Origin of the sequence: Cohnella sp. GCM10020058 (assembly GCF_042683485.1) — a bacterium.
Lineage (GTDB): Bacteria > Bacillota > Bacilli > Paenibacillales > Paenibacillaceae > Cohnella.
Window position 1 is genome coordinate 134030 of sequence record NZ_JBHUJV010000004.1, and the last position, 23603, is coordinate 157632.

At 48.8% G+C, this 23603-nt stretch carries 23 protein-coding genes and 3 pseudogenes; 14 read left to right on the forward strand and 12 right to left on the reverse strand.

All coding sequences use genetic code 11. The features are described from left to right. Positions 1 to 64: 64 nt before the first annotated feature. Both ACFSR7_RS06920 and ACFSR7_RS06925 read right to left on the reverse strand, forming a co-directional pair. Positions 65 to 943, reverse strand: coding sequence for a DUF6414 family protein (locus ACFSR7_RS06920; protein ID WP_378159950.1), 879 nt, complete (start codon positions 941 to 943; stop codon positions 65 to 67). Between the two features lie 129 nt (positions 944 to 1072). Further along, on the reverse strand, positions 1073 to 1774 hold the full coding sequence (locus tag ACFSR7_RS06925) for a hypothetical protein (RefSeq protein WP_378159952.1): 702 nt from the start codon (positions 1772 to 1774) through the stop codon (positions 1073 to 1075). 144 nt (positions 1775 to 1918) lie between these two features. Here ACFSR7_RS06925 and ACFSR7_RS06930 point away from each other — a divergent pair. After that, a pseudogene (locus ACFSR7_RS06930) lies at positions 1919 to 2150 on the forward strand (excalibur calcium-binding domain-containing protein). 29 nt (positions 2151 to 2179) lie between these two features. Here ACFSR7_RS06930 and ACFSR7_RS06935 read toward each other — a convergent pair. The 3 genes from ACFSR7_RS06935 to ACFSR7_RS06945 form a co-directional block, all read right to left on the reverse strand. Further along, the gene (locus ACFSR7_RS06935; RefSeq protein WP_378159954.1) at positions 2180 to 3130 is read right to left on the reverse strand and encodes an ATP-dependent DNA ligase; all 951 of its coding nucleotides are present in this window, start codon (positions 3128 to 3130) and stop codon (positions 2180 to 2182) included. 313 nt (positions 3131 to 3443) lie between these two features. Next, positions 3444 to 3932, reverse strand: coding sequence for a FixH family protein (locus ACFSR7_RS06940; protein WP_378159956.1), 489 nt, complete (start codon positions 3930 to 3932; stop codon positions 3444 to 3446). Positions 3933 to 3945: 13 nt separating this feature from the next. Beyond that, positions 3946 to 5493: a PepSY-associated TM helix domain-containing protein gene (locus tag ACFSR7_RS06945; protein WP_378159958.1), complete on the reverse strand. Its 1548-nt coding sequence runs from the start codon at positions 5491 to 5493 to the stop codon at positions 3946 to 3948. Between ACFSR7_RS06945 and ACFSR7_RS06950 the strand changes: the two genes are divergently transcribed. Next, positions 5468 to 7717: a heavy metal translocating P-type ATPase gene (locus ACFSR7_RS06950; protein WP_378159960.1), complete on the forward strand. Its 2250-nt coding sequence runs from the start codon at positions 5468 to 5470 to the stop codon at positions 7715 to 7717. The genes ACFSR7_RS06945 and ACFSR7_RS06950 overlap by 26 nt on opposite strands. Continuing rightward, positions 7714 to 8394 (forward strand): sulfite exporter TauE/SafE family protein, encoded by a 681-nt coding sequence (locus tag ACFSR7_RS06955; protein WP_378159962.1) that lies wholly within the window; start codon positions 7714 to 7716, stop codon positions 8392 to 8394. The genes ACFSR7_RS06950 and ACFSR7_RS06955 overlap by 4 nt, the downstream gene beginning before the upstream one ends. A gap of 6 nt (positions 8395 to 8400) precedes the next feature. Here the strand turns inward: ACFSR7_RS06955 and ACFSR7_RS06960 are convergent, their stop codons facing one another. After that, entirely contained in the window at positions 8401 to 8835 is a 435-nt protein-coding gene (locus ACFSR7_RS06960) for a hypothetical protein (RefSeq protein ID WP_378159964.1), read from the reverse strand. 444 nt (positions 8836 to 9279) lie between these two features. Between ACFSR7_RS06960 and ACFSR7_RS06965 the strand changes: the two genes are divergently transcribed. The 7 genes from ACFSR7_RS06965 to ACFSR7_RS06995 are packed head-to-tail and all read left to right on the forward strand — an operon-like array spanning position 9280 to position 13705. After that, a complete protein-coding gene (locus tag ACFSR7_RS06965) occupies positions 9280 to 10479 on the forward strand; it encodes a right-handed parallel beta-helix repeat-containing protein (protein WP_378159966.1) in 1200 nt (399 codons plus the stop codon). Continuing rightward, a complete protein-coding gene (locus ACFSR7_RS06970; RefSeq protein ID WP_378159968.1) occupies positions 10476 to 11060 on the forward strand; it encodes a nitrous oxide reductase accessory protein NosL in 585 nt (194 codons plus the stop codon). Before ACFSR7_RS06965 ends, ACFSR7_RS06970 begins: the two co-directional genes overlap by 4 nt. A gap of 13 nt (positions 11061 to 11073) precedes the next feature. Beyond that, on the forward strand, positions 11074 to 11895 hold the full coding sequence (locus ACFSR7_RS06975; protein WP_378159969.1) for an ABC transporter permease: 822 nt from the start codon (positions 11074 to 11076) through the stop codon (positions 11893 to 11895). Continuing rightward, a complete protein-coding gene (locus ACFSR7_RS06980) occupies positions 11888 to 12634 on the forward strand; it encodes an ABC transporter ATP-binding protein (RefSeq protein ID WP_378159971.1) in 747 nt (248 codons plus the stop codon). Before ACFSR7_RS06975 ends, ACFSR7_RS06980 begins: the two co-directional genes overlap by 8 nt. 2 nt (positions 12635 to 12636) lie before the next feature. Further along, a complete protein-coding gene (locus tag ACFSR7_RS06985; protein ID WP_378159973.1) occupies positions 12637 to 12849 on the forward strand; it encodes a hypothetical protein in 213 nt (70 codons plus the stop codon). A 7-nt stretch (positions 12850 to 12856) separates the two neighbouring features. Beyond that, positions 12857 to 13036, forward strand: coding sequence for a hypothetical protein (locus tag ACFSR7_RS06990; protein WP_378159975.1), 180 nt, complete (start codon positions 12857 to 12859; stop codon positions 13034 to 13036). Positions 13037 to 13057: 21 nt separating this feature from the next. Then, positions 13058 to 13705, forward strand: coding sequence for a response regulator (locus ACFSR7_RS06995; RefSeq protein ID WP_378159977.1), 648 nt, complete (start codon positions 13058 to 13060; stop codon positions 13703 to 13705). Between the two features lie 120 nt (positions 13706 to 13825). Here ACFSR7_RS06995 and ACFSR7_RS07000 read toward each other — a convergent pair whose 3' ends face one another. Continuing rightward, positions 13826 to 14443, reverse strand: a complete 618-nt coding sequence (locus tag ACFSR7_RS07000) for an SCO family protein (RefSeq protein ID WP_378159979.1) — start codon at positions 14441 to 14443, stop codon at positions 13826 to 13828. A 278-nt stretch (positions 14444 to 14721) separates the two neighbouring features. Next, positions 14722 to 15096 (reverse strand): ATP dependent DNA ligase, encoded by a 375-nt coding sequence (locus ACFSR7_RS07005; RefSeq protein WP_378159981.1) that lies wholly within the window; start codon positions 15094 to 15096, stop codon positions 14722 to 14724. A gap of 607 nt (positions 15097 to 15703) precedes the next feature. Between ACFSR7_RS07005 and ACFSR7_RS07010 the strand changes: the two genes are divergently transcribed. Further along, positions 15704 to 16321 carry a hypothetical protein gene (locus tag ACFSR7_RS07010; protein ID WP_378159983.1) on the forward strand — a complete coding sequence of 206 codons (618 nt, stop codon included), beginning with the start codon at positions 15704 to 15706 and terminating at the stop codon, positions 16319 to 16321. 32 nt (positions 16322 to 16353) lie between these two features. Then, positions 16354 to 17592, forward strand: a complete 1239-nt coding sequence (locus ACFSR7_RS07015; protein ID WP_378159985.1) for a hypothetical protein — start codon at positions 16354 to 16356, stop codon at positions 17590 to 17592. A gap of 464 nt (positions 17593 to 18056) precedes the next feature. On the opposite strand, the gene ACFSR7_RS07020 is transcribed toward ACFSR7_RS07015, so the two are convergent. The 4 genes and pseudogenes from ACFSR7_RS07020 to ACFSR7_RS07035 all read right to left on the reverse strand — a co-directional run bounded on the left by ACFSR7_RS07020 (position 18057) and on the right by ACFSR7_RS07035 (position 21293). After that, on the reverse strand, positions 18057 to 19052 hold the full coding sequence (locus ACFSR7_RS07020; RefSeq protein ID WP_378159987.1) for an ATP-dependent DNA ligase: 996 nt from the start codon (positions 19050 to 19052) through the stop codon (positions 18057 to 18059). A 197-nt stretch (positions 19053 to 19249) separates the two neighbouring features. Next, positions 19250 to 19675 (reverse strand): arsenate reductase (thioredoxin), encoded by a 426-nt coding sequence (gene arsC / locus ACFSR7_RS07025; protein ID WP_378159989.1) that lies wholly within the window; start codon positions 19673 to 19675, stop codon positions 19250 to 19252. A gap of 37 nt (positions 19676 to 19712) precedes the next feature. Further along, positions 19713 to 20984 (reverse strand): annotated as a pseudogene (locus tag ACFSR7_RS07030) (arsenic transporter). Between the two features lie 12 nt (positions 20985 to 20996). After that, on the reverse strand, positions 20997 to 21293 hold the full coding sequence (locus ACFSR7_RS07035) for an ArsR/SmtB family transcription factor (protein ID WP_282912942.1): 297 nt from the start codon (positions 21291 to 21293) through the stop codon (positions 20997 to 20999). Positions 21294 to 21549: 256 nt separating this feature from the next. On the opposite strand from ACFSR7_RS07035, the pseudogene mgsA reads away from it, so the two are divergent. Further along, positions 21550 to 21954: pseudogene (gene mgsA, locus ACFSR7_RS07040) on the forward strand (methylglyoxal synthase); the annotation flags it as partial. A gap of 310 nt (positions 21955 to 22264) precedes the next feature. Then, positions 22265 to 23179: a non-homologous end-joining DNA ligase gene (gene ligD / locus ACFSR7_RS07045; protein ID WP_378159991.1), complete on the forward strand. Its 915-nt coding sequence runs from the start codon at positions 22265 to 22267 to the stop codon at positions 23177 to 23179. The last annotated feature ends 424 nt before the right edge of the window (positions 23180 to 23603 follow it).

A 23603-nucleotide genomic window follows, 5' to 3' on the forward strand; every position in this document is an offset into this window, starting at 1 on the left:
TCCCTTCTACATATATTTTAAGACTTTTTTCCCTGTATACGAATGGACTATGAGTTTCTCAAAGTTAAGCAAATATAGCAATTGGAACAATTAAAAAAACTGGTCCAGCGATTTGTGTCGTAAACTCTTCAGGGTCAGAAAGTTGGGATGACATTTCATAAAATGCGCTTAAAAATTTTGTTAAATGTTCCTCAGGTAAGTAAGCCAAAGGAGTGCCTCTTAGTAGGCTTATCGAGTCAGAAGATCTTTCAGGTATGAATCTAACAACCTTGCCTAAAACAACGAATTGTCCGTCAATAATATCAGCCGGGCTTTCATTCGAGAAGTATTCTAATTGGACTGGAACTACCGCTTTAACATTAGGCGATGTGATACACTCACACGTTAAATCTAGTGATCCAGTTTGCATAAGTGTACTTGCAAACTTCTTCATTTGAGCTAGAGTATCCAACTCAGCCTTGGGTTTCTGTTTTCCTTGTTGTGTCGTGAATAACAAAGCGACTTCCATGATTTGAATAATCCCTTCCATATACGAAACCATGGGGTTTTTTCTTAATACTCCTGAAAATTCTACAAAAGAACCAGGGGTCAACTTTTCTAATTCAAAAGAATCATCAAGCGAGTTTAATAGCTTTCTCTCAATTAAGCCGTTCCGTAATTTTGAAAATAACGATGCAGGTGTAAATACTCTATCTTCATGAGTTTCTCTTTCCTCAGATCTGTTATTTTTCTGGTTTACTCCAGCTTTTAATCCGAGATTCAAAAAGGCAAACACATTTTTGGTTCCGACTTCAGCAGAAATGTCTGAGTTAGAGCTTTTATCATCTTTTTCATTTGTTTTTACACTTTTAAGTTGTGAAAAGCCATTCTCCACCGTCGCAAGTAAGTCAAAAACTATTCTTTGATTTAAATAAATTGGAATAGCTAATTTACGAGTCTCCATATTAACACTCCTTAAAAGTCTTGTTCTCTTGAGGAATTATTGGGTGAACTTAGGTATTGAATTGCTGAGATAAGTAACCTATTTCGTACCGGGTAGCTTGAGATTGGTCTTATAAGCTTGATTTCCACACTAGAGATAGCTTTCAATAACTTCTCTTATTCCTTTAATCATTTCGCCCACATCTTTTATATCAAATTCGTCCCATTCTGCATGCAAAGCCTTATTCCTCGTTCCTGCGCAAGCTTTAATTCTTTTCCCTTTTACTTGAGTAAAGACTCCGGCAACAATTAAACTGTCAATGAGTGGCTCTAAGGAGATGCCTTTGAATTGCAAATTGTTTTTTATAGCAACTTTTTTTAAGGTATCTTCTAATACTGTGCTAGCTAGAATTGCAGCTTCAATTTTCTTATTCGCTTTATGATAATTAAAAGAGTGGTCTAAGAAATCATCAAAAGTTTCTGCTGCAACAATATATTCAATCTGCCCCAGTGTTCCTTTAGTCCACTCAATATAAGTCGAAGCAAATAAGCCTAATACTTTTGCATAAACAACTGTGTGAATTCCATTTTTCATAAGATCATGTTCCATTAGATTGTTAGATTCGCGGTAATGAAAGCTATCTCTTGGTGCCAACATTTGAATGAGGTTACAGCACGATGCTAACCATGCTTGAAAGCTATGCACACTCCCTCTTGGTACAAAATTTTCATGGGTATCAATTATTGCAGCAAGGTGTTCACCTTCTTCTAATAAATCTTTAAATCTTTGTTCAATTAATTCTTTCATTGTCGGTAGCTCCCTAAGCCTATCTATATTTTGATTACTATTCATTTGTGCAAGAGCTCCTGATCGGACCACACACCTTTATTATAAAACACTTCGCTGGTTGAATAAGGAATAAATACTAGTTACTATTAACATATTATATTCAGGGTAGGAAACTAAGTGAAGAAAGTTATTATTGTTTGCGCTGTTATACTTCTAGCTTTAAGTACAAGTTCGGTTAGTGCTGCATCGAATTTCAAAACATATAAAAATTGCATTTGAGTTAAATAAAGACTATGAGGGAGGAGCAGCTCAATCTACTTCAGCCAAAAACAAAGGTGGTAAAACAAAATATAAACCTTATGTATCTAAAGATCTCTATAACTTGAACAAGAAAATGGATCGCGATAAGGACTATATTGCGTGCGAAGCTGTATGTTGAAAGCACCTTATGGGCTAGGTTCAATTACGTTATGTAGTTATCTGATCAAAAGCACATTCGGTTGGGGCCATATTTTTCATAATGCTCTGAATGCTTGAATGCCTCATTGTTTTTGCTGGGGTCCATTCAAAGAATTGAACCTTTACGACGATGTGTGGTTTGACCCATGTAGCCTCTCCATGTCGTTCGGGGATATTTACAAATGGCGAATGAGGAACTACGAAAGGTTCAACTTTCCGAGTAAGTTCATTCCATTGAGCATTGGTTAATTTCCCTGTACCCGAATGGCCGATATATATAAACGAATTTTGGGAGTAGACGCCCAGTAAAAGCGCATTGATTGTTTCTCCACGATAAGTAACTCCGCCAATTACAGCATATAAATCTTTATTTAATTTTCTTTTTTGCCATCTGGAATCTTTCCCGCCTATAAGATAGTTGCCGTTCAAATTTTTAGTGACAATGCCCTCCATGTTGTGCGCCTTCATCATATCAAATAAAACTTCAGCGTTAGAGAAGTTTTGGACAATCTGAACATTATCTGAGGGTTTGATTACTTGGTTTAACAACGCTTGTCTCCGTATTAAGTTTTCCGAGGTTATCCAGTTGCCATTGAGAAATAAAATATCAAAAACCATGTAAGTAACAGGTACTTGAGTGATTGCCGAGTCAATGCTTTGTTTTTTTCGAAGACTATCGCGTTTCATGATTTCATGGAACGATGGTTTCTTTTCATCAAACGCTATTAGCTCTCCGTCTAAAATAAAGGAGGAAGCAGAACAGTATTGATTAGGTATTAAAAACTCCGGATATTGTTGCGTTCGATCGTTTAGTCTGCGGTTTACCAAGCGAGTTTCTTTGCCGTCGTAGTAGGAGAGCATTCGAACTCCATCCCATTTAATTTGTGATATCCAATTGTCCCCTTGAGGGGGGGTGTTTGTAAGTGTAGGTTCAAAAGGTATTACCGGATTTAGTTTCATTTTTCCTGCCCTTTCCTTTCATTCGTTAGTGCGTAGTATCTCCATTTGATCGTTATTATTACCTGATCAGATTCGAAAACGAAGCCTCCGTCAAAACTTGTACTCTGCATAATTTTGTTCTTTATCTTTAATTTATCCACAGTCGTGGATAATAAGTTGGTTAGAATTGTGTATAACAGTTTTGTTTAGCCTTAGAGCTCGCATGACTTGTACTAAAGTAAAAAAGCACCCATTGGGTGCCTTCTATAAGAAGATTGTATTATGTATTGCACGTCGTGCAACCTAACTAACATGCTTGTTGATGCGGGCTCACTCAATGATGGTGCTGACCACCAGAATCAGCAGGGGTTTCCTCGTTCGGCTGTTCCAGTTGCGACAACTTCTCTACAGCTGCTTGGCCGATGGCGACGTGTTTGGCCGGCATCGCCTCGAGATTGGCGGAAACGACATGGCTTTGCACGATATACAAGCCTTCAATACCGAACACGTATTTGGCCTCGTAAACATCAGGCGATTGGGAACTTGCTGGAACCGTGACAGCCTGATCCTGATCTCCATCCGGCCAAATGACGAACTCGGCCTTATCGGCCTGCTCCAGCGGCTGGCCGCTTTTCTTTACTTCGAATGACAAGGGAACTTCTGCCTTTGCATCCTCAGGGGCTGTCACTTTCAGATCGACGGTCAGATAGGACGCAAATCCGTTTGCGTCTCTCTTGTCCGTATCCGAAGTGCAGCCGCTTAGGGCTACTGCAAGCAAGGCGAATGCAAGGCTACTACGAACTGATCCGTGTCGATATCTCATGTCGTTCCCCTCCCTATGCCGCAAACCATTGCTTCAGCGGTTTGATTCTGCGAATGACGAGCCAGTCGAGCAGCACGACGACGATTAACGATTGACCGAGCAGTGGCATGATGGCTCCGCAGACGAACAGCAGGGCAAGCACAGTTACCGTAACTTTGCGGTTCTTGGGCCGCGACGGGGCGCCGAGTCCGTCAGGTTTGCGCTTGCGCCACGTGAAGTAAGAACTGATGGAGACCAGAACAAGGCCAAGAGCGGCGATAAGTCCGAGCAATTGATTAGGCCAACCGAACAAATGACCTTCATGGAAGGCGATGCCCCATGAGATCAGTTTCCCCATGATGCCGTAATCGGCGAAACGAACGTCGGTCAGCACGGCACCGCTATATTGATCGATATGCAGCGTGGCGTCATGACCGGGTTTGTTATGAGCAGTCGAGACGGTATACACACCGGTTTCTCCGTTAGGCAGCGTAATGGTGTAAGGCTTCCGCACGTTTTGTTTGTCGGCAATCTTCGCGATGTCGTCGACGCCTAACGTAATATATCCGCCGCTCGCGGATGAAGCCGGCACAGGTAAATTCTCCGCGGCCCAGGGTAAGCCCTCCGCGATGTCCTTGGCTACCGTCACTGACTCTGGCTTTGCGCCGAAGCTATAAGCGTATGGCGGAACATTGGTATTCGTGGAGTCGGCCAGTTTGCTGATTTTGGGGCCAAGTACGCCTGACCAGGGCAGGCCTGTAGCGATGAGCGCAACGAGTACGATAGGTATCCAAAAGGCCGGGACGGCATGAAGATCGCGCCAGAACATTCGACTGCCGGGCTTGCTCAGTCGCGGCAATATCGTGCCCCAGATGTTGGCCTTATTGCGTGGCCACCATAGAATTAATCCGGTCAAAATTAGAATTAACGCCCAACACGCCGCCAACTCCACCAACCGATTCGTCCAGGTGCCGTCTATAAGCAGCTGGCTATGCATCTTCTTAAAAAATGCCGAAAAGGTTTTGTTGCTGTCCAAGGAACCGGTCAGATTGCCTGCATACGGATCGACGTACATCGTTGTCGGTGTTCCGGAATAATTAACGGACAAGGCGTAGGTTTTCAGCTTGTCGTTCGTTAAAGTAATGGAAGAAACCAGGGCGTCGGGATATCCTTTTTCTGTCTTGGCAATGACGGCTCCGGGGGACAGCGCCTGCTGACCGGCTTCGCTGACGGTCAACAGATCCTTGTACATATAGCCTTCGATCTGCGGCTTGAACAAATACGCGGCTCCGCTAACCGCAAGAATGATCAAAAAAGGTGCAAATATGATGCCGGCATAAAAATGCCACCGCCAAACCGCCTGATAGATGGCTTGCTTGACTTGTTTGGTTTTAGGCGGTTTGCCTGTTTGCCTGGTGGCAGGGGCGCTCACGATCTCACTCAACGAAAATGTCCTCCGATCTCGTATTCCATCATCCTGTCTCAGTATAGCGATGTGAAATAGAAGACGAAATGACTCTTTAGAGTCAATAGAATAAGCAAATATGTGTGAATCGATGAAAGTCGCGTCGCATAAATTCATGTGGAAGGAGAGTCGTCCACGTCATCAAACAGAGAGGTATCCCATGAACGAGCTTCAGATTCAAATTGTCGGCATGACCTGCAGCGCCTGCTCGACAAGAATCGAGAAGGCGCTTCTGCGTATGGAAGGTATGCAGCAGGCGGCAGTGAGCTTGGCGACGTCGACTGCCGGCGTTCGCTGGGAGGGCCATCAAATCCGGGGAGATCAGATTGTGGAACGAATTCGTAACCTCGGTTATGGCGCCGCCATTGTCACGCGAGATACATTGCCTTCCCATTCGGACGAAGTGGATTTTTATCGTCGCCGATTTTGGATAACGGCGATGCTGTCGCTCCCTCTTTTCCTTTCGATGGCTACTCATTTTTTCAGTAGATTCGGCATGCCGGCACCCGCCTTGCTCATGCACCCGTTGCTCCAGCTGACACTCGGATCGATCTTGCTGAGCTACGCAGGTTATCCATTCTTTCGAGGCGCTTTTCATGCGTTAAGACAGGGAGTTCCCAACATGGATGTGCTGGTCGCGCTCGGCACGACAGTCGCTTACTTCTACAGCCAGTATCAGACCTTCCGGTCCGGCTCCCCTCATGCGCTCTATTTCGACTCCATTGCGATGGTTCTCACCGCCGTCACCCTGGGCAAGTGGCTCGAAGCGATCGCTAAGGGCAACGCCATGCGCAGCCTGGAGGCTCTTTCTGAAATGCGGCCTCAAACGGCAAGCGTCGTTCGCGACGGCGTCCTGGAGGTCGTGGCATCCGGTGATTTGGCACCGGGAAATCGCGTTGTAGTCGGTCCCTTTGAACGGGTGCCGGCCGACGGCGTGATCGAGGAGGGAATCGTCGAAGTCGACGAGTCACTGCTGACGGGCGAGTCGGCCGTGACGATCCGGAATCCCGGTGAGCGGTTGTTCGCGGGGACGCGCCTTGTAGGGGGAAGCGCCATGATGCGAGTCGAAAGAAGCGGAGCGCTCACACGCTTGGCGACGATGATATCGCTTGTCGAATCGGCACAGCTCTCCAAACCGCAGATTGCTCGCAGAGTAGACCGAATTGCGGCATATTTTGTGCCCGGTATCCTTCTGCTGGCCGTGCTGACCTGCGTCGCGTACCTGCGTCAAGGGCCGGCCGACGAAGCTGTCGGAATCGCAATGGCTGTCCTGCTGACCGCATGTCCGTGCGCGCTTGGACTGGCGACTCCCATCTCCTTAATGATTGCGTCCGGCATGGCGCTTAGAGAAGGGATCGTCATAAAAGACGCAGGACTGCTCGAAACGCTTAGTCATGCCGATGCCTTTATTTTCGATAAGTCGGGCACTTTGACATACGGCAGACCTGCCGTGAAAGGGATCGAGGGCGACTGGCCCTCGGATCAGTTGCTGCAGCTGGCGGCGTCGATCGAGCAGATGTCTGCGCATCCCTATGCCCAAGCAGTCGTGAGAGAGGCTGGGATCCGGGAGCTGCAGCTGTTTCTTGTCGATCGCTTCATTGAGCGTCCTGGCTTCGGCGTATCCGGCACGGTCGAGGGTATGCAAATCGTTATTGGAAACGTACCGTGGTTGCACACGAACGGTATTAGACTTCCTGCCTATATGACCGCCGCCAACCTGGCTTCAGCACTCGATCCCGTCATACATGTTGCCATTAACGGACGATTAGCAGGTCTCATTCGTCTACAAGAAGAGATTCGGGAGGATGCCGGGAAAACGGTGCGTGCGCTCTCGGCCAACGGCGTTGTATGGATGGCAACGGGCGATCGTGAGCAGGTCGCAACGCGTATCGGGGCTTTGGCAGGCATACGACGCATTCGCGCCGGACTTCTGCCGGAGCAGAAGCTGGATCTGCTGCAAGAGATACGGGCTGAAAAAAGGCGGGTCGTCATGATCGGGGATGGGGCGAACGATAGCGCCGCATTAGCAGCCGCAGACGTCGGTATCGCGCTGGCGTCGGGTCATGCTGCCGCATTGGAGACGGGCGATATCGTCATCGTCGGCGGACGCCTGTCCCAAGTAAGCGAAATTTACACGCTGGCCGGACGGACCATGCGTAATATTCGGCAAAACTTGTTTCTTGCGCTAATTTACAATGCGGTAATGCTTCCCTTAGCCGTATCGGGGATGCTGGACCCCCGCCTCGCCTGTATCGGCATGGCATCCAGCTCGCTTCTCGTCGTCGGCAACGCAGTCAGGCTGCGCAGCGCGGCGGTAAGGCGCCGGCCGAGGCAAGCTTGAACGGCGGCGATATCGTATTAGCGGTTGCCGCGGGCCTGACCGGCGCGCCTCATTGCATCGTGATGTGCGGCGGCATCGGCGCCTCGATCGCGATGGAGGCGCGGCGAAGTGCCGCTGCTTCGTTGATCGCCTATCATGTTGGTCGAATCGTAACCTACGGCTTGACCGGTGCCGCCATGGGTGCGGCCGGTTCTTTTCTGAAGGTCGCAGGTGACTTGGTCGGCCTGCGCGGGGCAGCCAGCATCTTGGGCGGATTTTTTATCATCTTATGGGCATGGAGACGCTTCTCGCTCCCTATTCACCTCATTAAGCTACCAAGGCAGGCTCGGTCCAATAGGCTAGGTGCTGCAGCGGCGCCTAGGCTCGAGGCGTTCGCAACGTTTCTGTCGGGACTCAGTCTCGGCTTGCTGCCCTGCGGCCTCACTTATGCGATGCAGATGAAGGCTGCCGCGTCGGGGACGTGGGAGGACGGACTAATACTGATGCTCGTATTCGGATTGACGACATTCCCGCTGCTCTTCCTGTTCGCAATGACGGCGCGACGTTTGAGCCGGGTCTGGAAGCGCCGTCTCGCAGGCGCAGGTCGCAATCTTGCCTACCTGATGGGGATCCTGTCCATTTTGAAAGGCTTCAGCGCAAACGGATGGATACCGTCGATCCATCCGTGGCTCTGGTAATTCGCGTCATGAATGCCGTTCAACTTTGAACGGATGACGTACGATGACATCTCTGTCGCCGATGGTGATCTTTGCTTCAAGAACCCATTTTCCCGTCATGACCGGAATGACTGTCGCCGAATACGCGTCGGACTGGTCGGCTTCTGAGATGTCGGCCGTGAACATGCCACAGAACATGTTCGGCATCCAATATTTAAGCGCTAGCTGTTCGGCCTGTAAGGGCAACCCGGATCGATCCGTGATCTCGACGACAAACTGGCTTGGCTCCATCATGGCCGGAGAGATGGAGGGCGAGCGTATGGTGATTCGGTAATCTCCATCAAGCGTCAAGGATTCAGTTGGCAGAGCTGAAGCCCGAGATGAATATACGTACCACAACGCCAGGCCGATGGCGACGACGAGCGCTATCGGCTTTGCTGTGCGTCTAAAAAGTGGTCTCACGAGACATACCTCCCTTTATTCCCCCATGTATATGCCTCCAAAGATCGTCCGTATCCACAATGCAGCGCCGAAGCTTACTTCATGAAGCCGACAGAGACTGGAAATTCAGAATTTGATCATATTTAACGCCCCTTATGTCCATTCGATAGCCCGATAGGGGCATACGTCATCGGCAGAAGGTCCGGTACAATGAAGCCAGCCGCAAAGTGATCAGCTCCTCAAATGCTCTGGCTGATGCTCCGGCGCGTATCTCAGCTTCGGGAGTTGATGAAAATAGCTATGAATGTAACACGGCATCGATCCTGTAAGAGGGCGATCGCGGCTGGACTGCTTGCCTTGCTCTGTTGTGCCGGTACATCCACTCCTCAATCGCACGCGGCGCCGGCGACAACGGAAGCCATACCGCTGCAGCCGCTTATCAATGCCACGCCTTCGGGGCAGACGTTGGTTCTGTCCGGGGACCGCGTCTATTCGGGGCCGGCCATCGTTTCCGTCGCCATTACGATCTCATCGGACAGTGAGGCAATCGTGAAGAACGATAGCGATCTTCCCGCACTTACGCTGTCGGTTGACGGAATTGTGCTGAAGGGAATCTCCGTAGAGGACAGCCAGACCGATCCCAAGAAGCCTGCCGTGCTGGTACAGTCCGACGGTAATCGGCTGGAACAAATGCGAATTAAGTCGCAAGGGGGCGGCATTTTTCTCAGGAAAGCAAACGATAATCTGATCCTGAACAGCCGCATCGAAGGCGCGCACCCCGCGGACCCGGACGAGCCGTATTCCCGGCGCGGCAACGGCATCGATCTGCTCGCATCGGCACGCAATGTCATCGAGGGTAACACGATCGTGCATGTCCATGACGGCGTGTACGGCGAGAGCAGCAACGAGACCCTTGTTCGCGGCAATGTAGCGACTGACTCGAGGTATGGCTACCATTTTATGTTTTCGGGAAAGACCGAGATTGCAGACAATGTCGGCGAAGGCAATGTCACCGGTGGCATGGTAATGAGCGTCAAGGGGGCCGTCGTGAAAGGGAATCGCTTCGAGAAGCAGACGGAAAACGTCAACTCGCAGGGCATTTTGCTGTTTGACGTCCATCACTCCGAAATCAGCGGCAACCGCGTCGTCGGCAACCGTGTCGGTCTCTATATCGAGCAATCGACGGAGAATACGCTCGCTGACAATGAGGTCATCCAAAATTTTATCGGCATGCAAATGATCGGGTCCAGCGGCAACCGACTGCAAAACAGCCTGTTCGCCGCAAATGTCAACCAGGCGCAGTCCACGGACAGCAAGGACAATGAGCTCAAAGGGAATTACTGGGACGACTTCGAGGCGCTCGACACGGACGGGGACGGCTTAAGTGATCTGAGCTACGAGATCGATCCTTTTTTCCTTCAACTGACCGAGGATATCGACGCCTTTCAGGTATTCTTCCAGTCGCCCGGGCTGCCGTTTCTCGCTCAGATGTTCCATGCCGACACGGCCAACTGGCTTAAAGATCCGAGCCCGCTGCTTCAACCGCCATTTGATTCACCAGAGACGGAATCCTCTGCGAATAGCCATTGGACATGGCTTCCGGGATCTCTGCTGCTTCTAGCCGCTCTAACAATCCTATACCGATGGGGGTACAAAAAATCATGAAAAAATCTTTAGCTGGAATTGTAGCGTTCATACTCGTTCTCTCTCTGCTTGCCGGGTGCGGCAAAACGGAATACAAGCCGGTCGCCATCGACGAGACGGTCGACAAGTGCCCGGTATGCAACATGGCGGTCGCAGACGACCAATTCGCCGTTGAGATCATCCTCAAAAACAAGAAGGCGCTCAAGTTCGACGATCTCGGTGATCTGCATATCTGGCGCGAGGAAAACGGAACGAAGGAAATCGGCGAGCAGTTCGTGCGAGACTACCATACAAAGGAATGGGTCAAGCTGGCCGACGCGACTTATGTTTACGACAAGTCCATTCAGACGCCGATGGCCTTTAACGTGATCTCCTTCAAGGAAAAGAGCGATGCCGACGCGTTCGTTTCCAAGGAAGGCAAAGGCCGGATCATGACCGCCGAGGAATTGGAAAACCACAAGTGGGAATCCAATGAGGACATGATGAAGGCGATGATGGAGGCGCATGCCGGCGAGATGATGGGTATGGAGGACGACGGCAAGGGCGACGACGGCGCAGCTAAAGACGGCGGCGGCATGGACATGGGTTCCGAATCGAAATAAGGGGTTGAAAGCTGTGCTTCACCTGAAGACGATCGCATCAAGGGAGATCAAGCTGGGCTTCCGCAATCCCTGGGCCTATTCGTTCATGGCGCTGTTCGCCCTGTTCAGTCTGGCACTGCTGCTGATTCAGTCGCAAGCCAGTCTGGCGGGATATACGAGTACGACAGGAACGATGATCAACCTGATTCTTTATTTGCTGCCGCTGATGACGCTGCTGCTCGGCTCGTTCTCGCTAACTTCGGAGAAGGAAGAAGGCGGCTGGCGGTTGCTGTCCTCCTTTTCGCTTCGCACCCGCTCTTATATATGGGGGAAATATGCGGGGTTGGCCGTTGTGTTGACCGTAATCGTCGCCTTCGGTTTCGGGCTTTCCGGTATCGCAGGCGCGCTGTTCGGACGGGGTTTCTCGCTGCAGGCGTTCGGCTTGTTCCTTCTCTTTTCCGTACTGATCATTGTGCAGTTCCTCGGCATTTCGGTGCTGCTGGGCGCGCTTTGCCGTAACCGCTGGCAGGCGCTCACGTACGGCGTGGGCATCTGGTTCTTTTTGATCTTAGGCTGGCCGACGATACTCATCGCCGTTCTGGGATTCCTGCCCTACCTGTTCATCAAGCCGACGCTGGTCGCGCTGATCTTCATGAATCCCGCCGAGCTGAATCGCCTGTTCCTCATCGTTAAGATGGGCGGAGGCTCCATCCTTGGCCCCGAATATTATCAATGGGTCAAATGGATACAGCAACCCACGGGCAGCCTTATTTTCGCGGGTGTGCTGATCCTTTGGGTCATCATCTACGTGGAAGCAGCGGCAGGCCTGTGGGAGAGGGGGCGCAGACGTGGATAAAGAGCTGCTTCAAATCGAGAACGTATCCAAGTCGATCGGCAAGTCGACACTGCTCCACCCGTGTTCGCTCTCGGTCCGGGAAGGAGAGATTGTCGCGCTGTGCGGCGGCAACGGGGCCGGCAAGAGCACTTTAATCAACATGATCGCGGGCATCTCCAGACCGACGTCAGGCGCCATTTTACTGGACGGCCTCGCCTGGTCGGAGGACCGAATCGCCTATGCCGACCGTGTTGGCTATATGCCGGACGAATTTCAGTTCGGATCCGCGCTGACGGCATTCGAGACCCTTAGCTTCTACGCTTCGCTGCGGCGCGTCGGACGCGAACGGGTGCTGGAGCTGTTGGAAACGGTAGGGCTGCTCGAAGTGCGGGATCGCAAGGTATCCACCTTCTCGAAGGGAATGCGTCAGCGTCTGCTGTTCGCCCAGGCCATGCTGGCGAAGCCGGCGTTATTATTGCTGGACGAGCCGACGAACGGGCTGGACCCCTATTGGATGGAAGCCTTCGGCAGGTTGATTCGTATGGCGGCCGGCAACGGGCAAGCCGTCGTCTTCTCCACGCACCAGCTTAATATAGCCGAATCCTACGCAGATAGCGCTTTGTTTATGGCGTCTGGGCATGTGCGATATTCGGGGGATGTCGAGGCGTTAAAGGAACAATATCGCGGTGCGGGCGGATTGTACGGAGCATTTGACCGAATTGTAGCGAGCGGCGCACAGATGGAACGGGAAGGAGAATAGAGATGCATCGATTCAGGTATGCAAGACGCACGCTTGGCGTGATGGCCACGCTTGTCGGTCTGCTGCTGCTCGCTGCGTGCGGAGCGTCAGGGAAAGAGCAGGCGCTCAAGTTTTCGGAGGTTTCGCTGTCGAGCGAGCCTTCGTCGCCTGCGGCTGGACAAGAGACCAAACTGATCGTGACAGTCGACAACGCCAGCCAAGTATGCCGCCCTTGAGGGCGAGGTGCAATTTCAGATCAACTCCAAAAATGAATTGCCGAGTCTCATCGACGCCGTCAAAGAGGGCGATGCCTACACTTCGTCATATACGTTTCCTTCGGCTGGACAATACACGATTACGATTCACATGAGCTACGAGGACGAGCATTTCGCTTTTACGAAGCAGCTGCAGGTAAATGAATAAGCCTGAAGAGGTGATTCATTGGTGGAGAAGTCCATTCGCGTCCTGATCGTAGATGACCACAAATATGCGAGGGAAGGCATGCGTGATATTCTCAGCCAAGACCCGATTTTCCAACTCGTCGCGGAGGGAACCAGCGGACGAGAGGCAATCGCGCTTGCCGAGCGATGGCAGCCCGATCTGATCCTGATGGACATCCAGATGCAGGATATAGACGGGCTGGAGGCAACCCGCGAGATCAAGTCCAGGTTTCCTTCTGTGAAGATTGTGCTGGTCACGGTATCGGACGATATCATTCATCTATTCGATGCCTTAAAAAAGGGGGCCTCGGGTTATTTGATCAAGAATTTGAATTCAAGTTCTTGGAATCAATATCTAAGGGCAGTCGCTTATGACGAAGTACCGTTCTCCAGGGAGTTCGCGCAGCGCCTGCTTCAGGAATTTGCTTCGTCCAACCGTGCACAGGAGGGCGTCGTGCCACTGACTGCCCGAGAGATCGAGATTTTAAAGTGGGTTTCGAAAGGCTGCTCCAATCGCGATATCGCCGACTCTCTCACAATCTCGGAACACACCGTCAAAAATCACATGAAAAACATTCTGAACAAGCTTCAATTGGACAATCGCGTACAGCTGGCACGTTATGCATACGATAAAGGTTACTTTAGCCATTGAAACACGGAAAAGCGCGGGGGTTGCAACCCCGCGCTCTATTTTTTGCCCGCAAGCCAGTTGGTCAGCATAACCACTTCATCTTCGCTAAGCCGGCCTTCAAACTTGGGCATCCCGCCTCCGTTATACCTGCTCCTTGAGCAGCGCTTTAATATCTCTTACGATTTGATCATTATTCATGTCCATCCCCATCTTATAGACACGGCGAATTCTCTGTTTGCGGTCAATCAGGATGAGCGAGGTCGCGTTATGCGCGAATTGACCGTTACCAAGGTTCTGCACCGTCACGCCGTATTGGCCCGCAACGTTGGCCGTTTCCGTTTCTTCGCCGCGCAGCAGCACCCAGCCTGACAGATCCATTTTCATTTTGGTTGCATAGTTTCGAAGGACATCGGGCGTATCTCGTTCGGGATCGAACGTAACGGCGATCATCTTCATCTTGTCTCCGAAAAGCCCCTGCTCTTTTAGCTTATTTTGAATGAGTACCATGTTGTAACTCGTCGCGGGACAGATATCCGGACAGCTTGTGAATATAAATTCCATTAATCTCACGGTTCCGTCCAGACTGTCCGAGCTGAACGGCTGACCGTTCAAATCCTGCAGCGCAAACTTGGATGCCGTACCCACTACGCGAAGCCCGTTGTCGGGATGCAGCCTGTTGTAGCCAATAAAAGCGATTAAAGCAAGCAGGACAGCGCATAGAGCCATGGGAAACAAGTACCTTCGCATTTGGTTAGACATCCCGATGCTCCTCTCGGTATAATCGTCACCATTCTATCACCGGAAAGGAACGCGAACTATGACTCAAAAGGGTCAATTGAACTTGCTGCGGACACGGAACACTCCATCTCGGAGAAGATTCATCGAACGATCGTGGGGATGATTGGCGGTCTGCTCATGGTCGCGTTGGGCATCGTCGATCAGGAGACGGCAATCCGTCATATCGACTTCAATACATTGGGTCAAAGGGGCGCCAAGATTATTAAGTAGACTTTAAAAAACAGGTCCCTGCCGTAAATTCATTCAACCCAAGGCAGCTTGCACTGCGCCGGCGACGCTTCCACGAACGCCTGAATGGAAGGCTGACGCAGCGCGCGGCCTTCCCGCCATCTCCACTCGCTGTACTGCACCTTGGCCGTCAGCTTGGGCGTCACCCAGTACGCGTCCTTGTGTCGATCGGGCCGGTTGGCGAACGGAGAGCGCTTGGTTGCCATCGGCGCCAGCGTCTGCGTCAAATCCCGCCATTCGGCCCTTGTCAGTCTGCCCGTTCCGGTATGGCCGATGTACCACAGCTTGCCAGCCTGGTCGTATTGGCCGAGCAGCACGGCGTTCACGATCCCGTCGTTCAGCGTGAATCCGCCGATGACCGCCAGAATGTCCCCGTAATTTTTCACCTTTCGCCAGCGCGCGTCCTTACCGCCGATTGCATAGCCGCTTCGCAGGTCCTGAAGGTGTATCTCCATTGAACTTTGCGTACATATTTGTGGAAACTTATATAATTCCCACTACTTTAGAGAGATCTTAATTTTGAATAAGGTTGTACAAAAAATATTGATGTACATCATATCAAAAGATATCTGAATTATGTAAGAATCATTGTATACGTGTCGATTGTCCAAAGAAAATAATATATCAGAATGTAATTAAGCTTCAGTTATTTGGATAGTAAGACATAGACTGAATATACTGAACTGACGCGTTTTTTCCAAATTACAAAAACGTTGAACCGAGAAATTGGTATTTGATTCACAAAAAATAAAACAGCAATAACCGTGGAACAAACTAAATCCCTAGACTAATGCTACCATGTGTTGACATATTATTGGTTAAACTTTCTCAATTGGGTTTCTCCGCCATTTACAATGTGTTACATTATTAATTAGATACTGGTAAAATCGGCGGGTGTCCAGTATCTAGACTGTGAGGTGAATGAGAAAACTAGTGAAGAGGCCTGCTTGAGAAGGAGGGCTTTGAATTTATAGAGAAGGCGTGGTTTGAGTTATGAAATCTAGATTGAAGTTCATTTCTGCAATTGTATTAATAGTCGTGATAGTCTTTTTTTTATGGCTGCTAACTCATCAAGATAATAAGTCAGACGAAACAAGCGTCAACCATAAAGTTTCCCATATGAGAAGCTTTCATTTAAGTTCTGATTCGACCCAATTAAAAACAATTGCTAGTGGAACTGTTTTTGTCAAAGGTAATGAAGGGCTGATTAAAGATGTCCAAATAATTGCACGAATTGAAATCGATCCAGCTGATTGGGGAGGCGTTGCTTTTTATATCCCTGATAAATGGCATGTCTCTAGTATCTTAAATAGCTATCCTGAGAACAAAGTCCAATCTAAACCCGCAGATAATGTATCAACGTGGGCCACACAGAAAAAAGATTCAAAATGGAATACGATGATTGAAATTGGACGAAATCGTAATTATAAAGCTACAGGAGGCGGTACAGGGACCGTAGTTATTAATATACAACCTGATAATAAGGCAGCATCAAAAACAGATGTATTCACAATAGGAGTTGAGGTCGGCTCCAAGGAAGAAGACGGTGGTATTAAGATAATGGGGACGGATTCTTTGGAAGTTCCTATATCAATGAGTAGAGATGAATAGTCGAGATTATTTTAATAAAAGGAGACGATATTATGAAGGTTGTATTTAGAAAAGGAGTAATTCGAAGCTTTAACGTAATGTTAGTTGCATGTATGCTGGGTGTAAGTACCTTGGGGAATCAAGCTTTTGCCGTTGATCAACCGCAAAGCCATGTGGAGGCTAGTAATTCTAAATCATGGGCTTCAGGCACAAATAATTATTCTGTATATGCCTCTTCTTCACTGGGTTATATGGGGGCAGAATGGTCTGATTCTCGTAAAGTTTGGGCATTTAACTATAGGCTTGTCGGTACTGCCGCAGGCAGATTAAAACAAACTTCAGGTCCAAATCCAGGGACTTATCCCAGCAACCAAGTTGGTATAGCTGCTATTGAAGTAACGGGAACATCAAATACGAGCAATATGTCTATATGGACAAATGCTTCGTCCACATATATAGGGTCGGCTCCAGCCTCATCTGGTACAAACCCAGGTTATTCGCCACTTATGTCAGCTATAGCTGGTTTTGCTATTACTGTAATTAATAATTTATCTGCAGCTTATGTATGGTCCGCTGTAGGATTAGCCGATGCTATGCGTAATATAGCACCTACTAGTAGTACAACAGCTACCTCAATAATGAGAAGCTGGAACTGGACAGGCCAGTCCTCCGATGTAGGTCAATATCTTTGGTTTATTGTTGATGTAAAACCTAGTCAGACTGTTCAAATATCTACTGAGTACTACGTTTTGGGTTCTAGTTATGAATTATTAGAAGCTGGAAAACGGGATCGGGTTCTTACGGCAGGTTCTGCAATGAATACATTGGCAGTTGCAAAAAGCACAGCAGGGACCGACAATTGGAATCCTGGTATGATGTCTGAAAAAGATAAAAAGAAATTTGGAATTGAAGAAATTTCTAGAGAACAATTCGATAAAAGGGCTAAGGAATTAAATATTTCAGAAAGAAGTATTGAGGAATTTAAAAATTCGAATGAAGAAGTGTTCTATTATGCTCATAACTTTGAAGAGTATGAAATCAACCCAAGTGAACCTGTTAATCCTAAAGACGCTTTAATACAAAAAATTGATGCTCAGATAGAGAGAAGCAAAAAAATTGTAAGTGCGTACTCTTCACTCGAGAATCTTAATGAAGAAGATCAAAAAATCATTCAAAAACATAAAAAAAGAGAGTTAGAATTGAATCAACAGTTAGAGAAAGCCCAATTGCTTGATAAGAACGACTCAACGAAAATTAACGCTCAACTAAAGGAACTTGAAAACAAAATGTAATGGTATAAAGTTGGAGACATCCTAAATGCAACAAGAATGTAGGAGCTGGTAACATCCAGTGCGGAATGGAGCGAGCATAGTTGCTCGCTCCATTTTACATATTTCATTGGCTTTCAATTAGAAACTGTCAGAGAACAAGAACATGTATACAGAGCACGAATAAAGAGCATTTTTTTAAAATTCATGGGAACAACAGTCAAGTCTTAATAAAAACTCCGTATAGCGGTTATTCTCTCAGAAGAACTATCGATAGCATTGTCAACACCTCCTCTATATTGAAGCATTATGTAATCCTCGGAGAGCTTGTAAAGTCCGATTAACATTTTCTTTATCATCAATATCATCCTTCGATCATAATTAAGGAAATACTATACAATTATCGGCATTATCCTTTCCAAATCGATATAATATCTCCAGTTTTAATCAAGAAAGAAAGTTAGGGGTCCTATAAAGATAAGGAAAACTTAGTAATTCATTTGATACATCGTACATTCAGTCAGGGGTATATCATCAATAACGCTCTGAATGCTTGAATGCCTCATTGTATTTGCAGGGGTCCATTCAAAAAATTGAACTTTTACGACGATTTGCGGTTTGACCCAAATCGCCTCTTCATGTCGATCGGGAATATTCACAAAGGGCGAACATGGAACGATAAAGGGTTCCACTTTTCGAGTAAGTTCTTTCCACTGAGCATTGGTTAACTTTCCTGTTCCCGAATGACCGATATAAATAAATGAATCATGAGAGAAAACACCCAGTAGGAGCGCATTTATTGTTCCACCACGATACGTAACTCCGCCAATTGCAGCATATAAATCTTTAGTCAATTTTCGTTTTTGCCATCGAGAATCCTTTCCGTTAATCGAATAGCTACTGTCCATATTTTTAGTGACAATACCCTCCATGTTGTGAGCCCTCATCACATCAAACAAAGCATCAGCGTCAGAAAAACTCTGGACAATCTGAACATTATCAGTAGGTTTGATTACTTGATTTAACAACGCCTGTCTTTTCCTTAAAATTTCCGAGGTTACCCAGTTGCCATTTAAAAATAAAATATCAAAAATCATATATGTAACAGGCACTTGAGTTATTGCTGACTCAATGCTTTGCTTCTTCCGGAGACGATCTCGCTTCATAATCTCATGGAAAGATGGTTTCTTTTCATCAAACGCCACAAATTCTCCATCTAAAATAAAGGAGGAAGCAGCGCAGTATTGATTAGGCAGAAGAAACTCCGGGTATTGTTGCGTCCGATCGTTTAGACGGCGGTTTACTAAGCGAGTTTCTGTGCCATCGTAATAGGCGAGCATGCGAACTCCATCCCATTTTATCTGTGATATCCAATTGTCTCCCCGAGGGACTTTGTCTGTTAGTATAGGTTCAAAAGGGATTACCGGATTTAATTTCATTATTCTTGCCCTTTCGTGTCGGTCGTTAGTGCGTAGTATCTCCATTTAAACTTTATTTTTACATGGAGGAGAGCCTAAGGGTCATTGAGTCAAAGGATGCCGAAAATAATAATGAAGGAGGCGCTCCACTAAAGAGCACCTCCTTCTGTTACTTACTGAAATATCATTTTTAATGCTTCCTTTTGAATCGGCTTGATATCAATCTTACAGTGACATGCATGCGCTTGATAGTAGCTGTCATCTTACTCACCGGTTTGAACGAACTTCTCAATACGAGCCTTTATATCATCACGAACGGAACGGAACTGTGTCATGATTTCTTCTTTTGTGCCGGTCGCTTTGGCCGGATCGTCAAAGCCCCAGTGCCATTTGATCACATTCTGGTTGCTAATAACAGGACAATGCTCGTCAGCATGGCCACAGAGTGTAATGACGAAGGTCGCACGGTTCAGCGTTTCCGAATCGATTACGTTGGAGCTGTTGCTGTTGATATCGACGCCAGCCTCTTTCATGACTTGAACGGCTCGAGGGTTAAGTCCATGTGCCTCCAATCCGGCACTTTTAACTTCATACTTGTCTCCGCCAAGCGCGGTCAGGAAGCCGTCAGCGATTTGGCTGCGGCAGGAGTTGCCGGTGCAGAGAAAGTAAACGAGCGGTTTGTTAGACATTTGAATGACCCCTTTTAAGATGGATTGGTTTATGGATTTAACCGATTACTTTTAGCCAGAGGAACAATCCGCAGAGCGTGACGACCAGGACAGGGACGGTAAGAATAATGCCTGTCTTAAAATAAGCTCCCCAAGAGATCTTAACGCCCTTGCTGGAGAGTACATGCAGCCAAAGCAGCGTAGCTAATGACCCGATGGGAGTAATTTTTGGACCTAAGTCCGATCCGAACACGAATAATGCCTGTGGGGTTCGCATCCTGAATGGCCAATGCATTAATCATAACGGTCGGCATGTTGTTCATGATGGAGGAGAGGATAGCGGCGATAAATCCGGAGCCCACCGTGGCCACAAATAGACCTTGATCGCCTACCCATTTAAAAACGCTGCCCAGCTCGTCTGTAAGACCCGCATTCCGTAAACCATAGACGACGACATACATCCCGATGGAGAAAACGACAACGGCCCAAGGAGCGCCTTTCACGAGCTTCCAGGCATGCACCTCGCGGCTTTGTCTCGCCAATAGCAAGAAGATGATCGCAGCCGCGCCTGCAATAATGGACACCGGCATATCAATGTACTCGCTAATCAAATACGCAATTAGAAGGACCGCCAGGATAACCCATGAAATTTTAAACATTCGTAAATCCTTAATCGCTTCCGCCGGCTTCTTCACCTGTGACAAATCGTACTGCTTCGGAATGCTTCGACGATAGAACAACAAGTAAAGCGCGAGAAGGCTGGCCGCAACGGAGAACAGGGTCGGAACGATCATCCGACTGGCATATTCAACAAATCCTACGCCGAAGAAGTCGGAAGAGACGATATTCACAAGGTTGCTGACTACAAGCGGAAGTGAAGCCGTGTCCGAGATGAAGCCACTTGCCATGATGAAGGGCAGAATCATTCGCTCGTCGAATTTCAGTGCTCTGACCATGGCAAGAACAATCGGAGTCAAGATGAGTGCGGCACCGTCGTTGGCAAAGAAAAAGGCAACAGCAGCTCCGAGCAAGATGACATACACGAACATCAAATTACCGTTACCCTTGGCTGCGCGGGCCATATGAAGCGCCGTCCATTCAAAGAAACCAATTTCATCAAGAATTAAAGAGATCAAAATACAGCGACTAAGGCAAGCGTAGCATTCCAAACGATCTGCGTTACATCCCACACATCTTGGAAGTTGACGACTCCAAAGATCAGTGCAATTATGGCGCCGCCGCAGGCTGACCAACCGATATTCAAACCTTTTGGTTGCCAGATAAGAAAAATCAGTGTTATAAGAAAAATGATAGACGCACTGGCTAGCATAGGACCTCCAAGTTAACAGCAGCTATTGGATTGGAGCGCATTTACTCGATCTTTCATTGAAGGTAATTGACTAATAATTTCGTTTAAATAGGGTTTGTCATTCACATTTAGCGAGTAATAAATCCACTGGCTTCGGCGTGTCTCATTCACAATCCCACCCGTTTTAAGCTTCTTCAGATGCTGACTGATATTAGGTTGTGTCGTTTCCAGAACGTCTACAATATCGCAAACGCACATTTCACGTTCTTTAAGTAAGGCGACGATCGTTAGTCTAGTCTTATCTGAAAGAAGTTTCATCGTGTCTGCCATTTCAGCAATCGATGTCTGATTGATTATCAACTGTCTCACTCCTTCAGTTCTTTAAATATTTACAACTGATTATATAATTGGTTGGTTATATTATCAATCACTTATATTAAAGGCAGACGGGTTCCATGGAGATCTCCTTTGCGGCAACAAATATGACATTTATTTTTGTTTTTCATGAGTTGTTGTCGAAAAATAAGAATAATGATAGTATTGTGTAATAATAACTAACATCAAATCGAATGCAGAGGTGATTGAGGTGAATGTTGCTTTTGTCGCGCACGATCACAAGAAGGAAGAGATGATTGCGTTCACGATCGCTTACCAAGCCTTGTTCAAACCGCATACGCTGTTCGCGACGGGCACGACGGGACGGCTGATCATGGAAAATACGGATCTGGACATCATGACCTTCAAATCGGGACCGCTCGGCGGCGATCAACAGATCGGCGCCATGGTATCGCAAAATGAGCTGGATCTGCTGGTTTTCTTCCGCGATCCGCTTGTCGCGCAGCCTCATGAACCGGATATCACCGCCTTGCTTCGACTGTGCGACGTATACGGCATTCCCGTCGCGACGAACATGGCGACCGCAGAGCTGCTCGTTCATTCGCTGGAGCGTGGGGATTTCCACTGGCGCGACATCATTCATCAACGCCGCCCTGCCAATGTCGCCCACTTCAAGCGTTCGTCCGCCGCTACTGCCGGGCTCGGGAAGCCGGCCGACGAGGATCTCAGCCTTCCGCGCGCCGATTCGATCTAATTCCGCCATCTTTAGCCATAGCCGCCACATGCGAAGAACCTAAAAAGCCGCGCAGTTTGCGGCTTTTTGTTATGTGCGGTTTGGCATTGCCCTGATCATGGTAAGTAACGATCGACTTGCCGTCCCGCTAATCGGCCTCGCCTCCTTACATATTGTGGACCGCCAAGCGCAAATTAATGACCAGCTTGTGCCAAAAAGGAGTTTTTTTCCGATGGAAAAGCAACGCTACGCGATCGAAGGCAGGGAACTCGAGATCACGCACCCGGACCGCGTCGTCTGGCCCGAAGCCGGCATCGCCAAGCTGGACCTGATCCGTTACCTAATGGAGGTCGCGCCGTACATGCTGCCCTATACGCGCGATCGCATGCTTATGGTCTGGCGTTATCCCGACGGAATCGGCGGGAAGCGGGTCGAGGAGCGATCGGTTCACGGCGAGGCGCCGGATTGGCTCCCGCGAATCGCGTGCGGCGGCAAGGAGCGGATCCTGCTCAACGATGCGGCGACGCTGGCCTGGCTCGCGAACCGGGGCGCGGTCGAGTTCCATGTGCCGTTCGACCGATACGACCGCAAGGATATGCCGACCGAGCTCGTATTCGACCTGGACCCGGCGCCGGGCATGCCTTTCGAAGCGGTGCGCGAGGTCGCGCTGAAGCTGAAGGAGACGCTGGACGGGCTGTCGCTCGCGAGCTTCCCCAAGACGTCGGGCGCCACGGGGCTGCAGGTGTTCGTGCCGATCGCGCCTAAATATACGTTCGAAGAAGCCCGGCTTATCAACGCGTTCGTCGCCCGGTACATGCAGGAGCAGCTGCCGGACCGGATCACGCTCGAGCGCGTCGTGGAGAAGCGGGGAGACAAGCTGTACTTCGACTATCTGCAGCTGTGGCGGGGACGGACGATGGCCGCCGTCTATTCGGTCAGGGGAACGCCCGCTGCAACCGTGTCGACGCCGGTGACCTGGGATGAGGTGGAGGCGGGCTTCGAGCCTGGCGATTTTACGATCGCGACGGTGCCGCAGCGCTTGCGTACGGTCGGCGATTTGTTCCAGGGCGTCTCGTCGGAGGCGCATCGCGTCGAGCAACAGGTGGACGAGGTGCTGGCGTTTGTGCGGCGAAATGAGCAGCCATAAGTGTGTGCCTGGCGAAGGGCTATGTTCGCGTGGTAGGTGCGATAAAGACGCAACGATACAGAGCAGCAGGGATGCAAGGGAGAACGGATAGAATTATCCGAGTATTGAGATCATCATCAAGTTGAGCGATTTGTTCGATTTTAAAAGAATCAGCGTTCGCCGTGTGCGACACGAGGCTGTACAGCCCGCTGTGCCTGGTATTGGCGGCGGCATTTGCCGTTGTGCTGACGTGAGCGGGGCTGAGCGCTGCCAACTGCCCGCGGGGCGGTCTGTCTGGAGGCTCCGCAGCCTGCGAAGGTCCGCGATAGTTGCTAAAAGGCAGTTAAAATCTCGCGGATCCTTCCGCCTGCAGCCGATAAGTGTTAAAAGGCAGTTATTTTTGCCTGCATGGGGCAATTCAAGGCCGCCAAGCTGAGAATAACTG

Bases quoted from the DNA above. Each gene is read 5' to 3' on its own strand.
- ACFSR7_RS06920 (WP_378159950.1), bottom strand. From the start codon at position 943: ATGGAGACTCGTAAATTAGCTATTCCAATTTATTTAAATCAAAGAATA.
- ACFSR7_RS07000 (WP_378159979.1), bottom strand. From the start codon at position 14,443: ATGTCTAACCAAATGCGAAGGTACTTGTTTCCCATGGCTCTATGCGCT.
- ACFSR7_RS07035 (WP_282912942.1), bottom strand. From the start codon at position 21,293: ATGGCAGACACGATGAAACTTCTTTCAGATAAGACTAGACTAACGATC.
- ACFSR7_RS06945 (WP_378159958.1), bottom strand. From the start codon at position 5,493: ATGAATTTATGCGACGCGACTTTCATCGATTCACACATATTTGCTTAT.
- ACFSR7_RS06940 (WP_378159956.1), bottom strand. From the start codon at position 3,932: ATGAGATATCGACACGGATCAGTTCGTAGTAGCCTTGCATTCGCCTTG.
- ligD (WP_378159991.1), top strand. From the start codon at position 22,265: ATGGAAAAGCAACGCTACGCGATCGAAGGCAGGGAACTCGAGATCACG.
- ACFSR7_RS07020 (WP_378159987.1), bottom strand. From the start codon at position 19,052: ATGGAGATACTACGCACTAACGACCGACACGAAAGGGCAAGAATAATG.
- ACFSR7_RS06985 (WP_378159973.1), top strand. From the start codon at position 12,637: ATGCATCGATTCAGGTATGCAAGACGCACGCTTGGCGTGATGGCCACG.
- ACFSR7_RS06970 (WP_378159968.1), top strand. From the start codon at position 10,476: ATGAAAAAATCTTTAGCTGGAATTGTAGCGTTCATACTCGTTCTCTCT.
- ACFSR7_RS07010 (WP_378159983.1), top strand. From the start codon at position 15,704: ATGAAATCTAGATTGAAGTTCATTTCTGCAATTGTATTAATAGTCGTG.
- ACFSR7_RS07015 (WP_378159985.1), top strand. From the start codon at position 16,354: ATGAAGGTTGTATTTAGAAAAGGAGTAATTCGAAGCTTTAACGTAATG.
- ACFSR7_RS06925 (WP_378159952.1), bottom strand. From the start codon at position 1,774: ATGAATAGTAATCAAAATATAGATAGGCTTAGGGAGCTACCGACAATG.
- ACFSR7_RS06935 (WP_378159954.1), bottom strand. From the start codon at position 3,130: ATGAAACTAAATCCGGTAATACCTTTTGAACCTACACTTACAAACACC.
- ACFSR7_RS06950 (WP_378159960.1), top strand. From the start codon at position 5,468: ATGAAAGTCGCGTCGCATAAATTCATGTGGAAGGAGAGTCGTCCACGT.
- arsC (WP_378159989.1), bottom strand. From the start codon at position 19,675: ATGTCTAACAAACCGCTCGTTTACTTTCTCTGCACCGGCAACTCCTGC.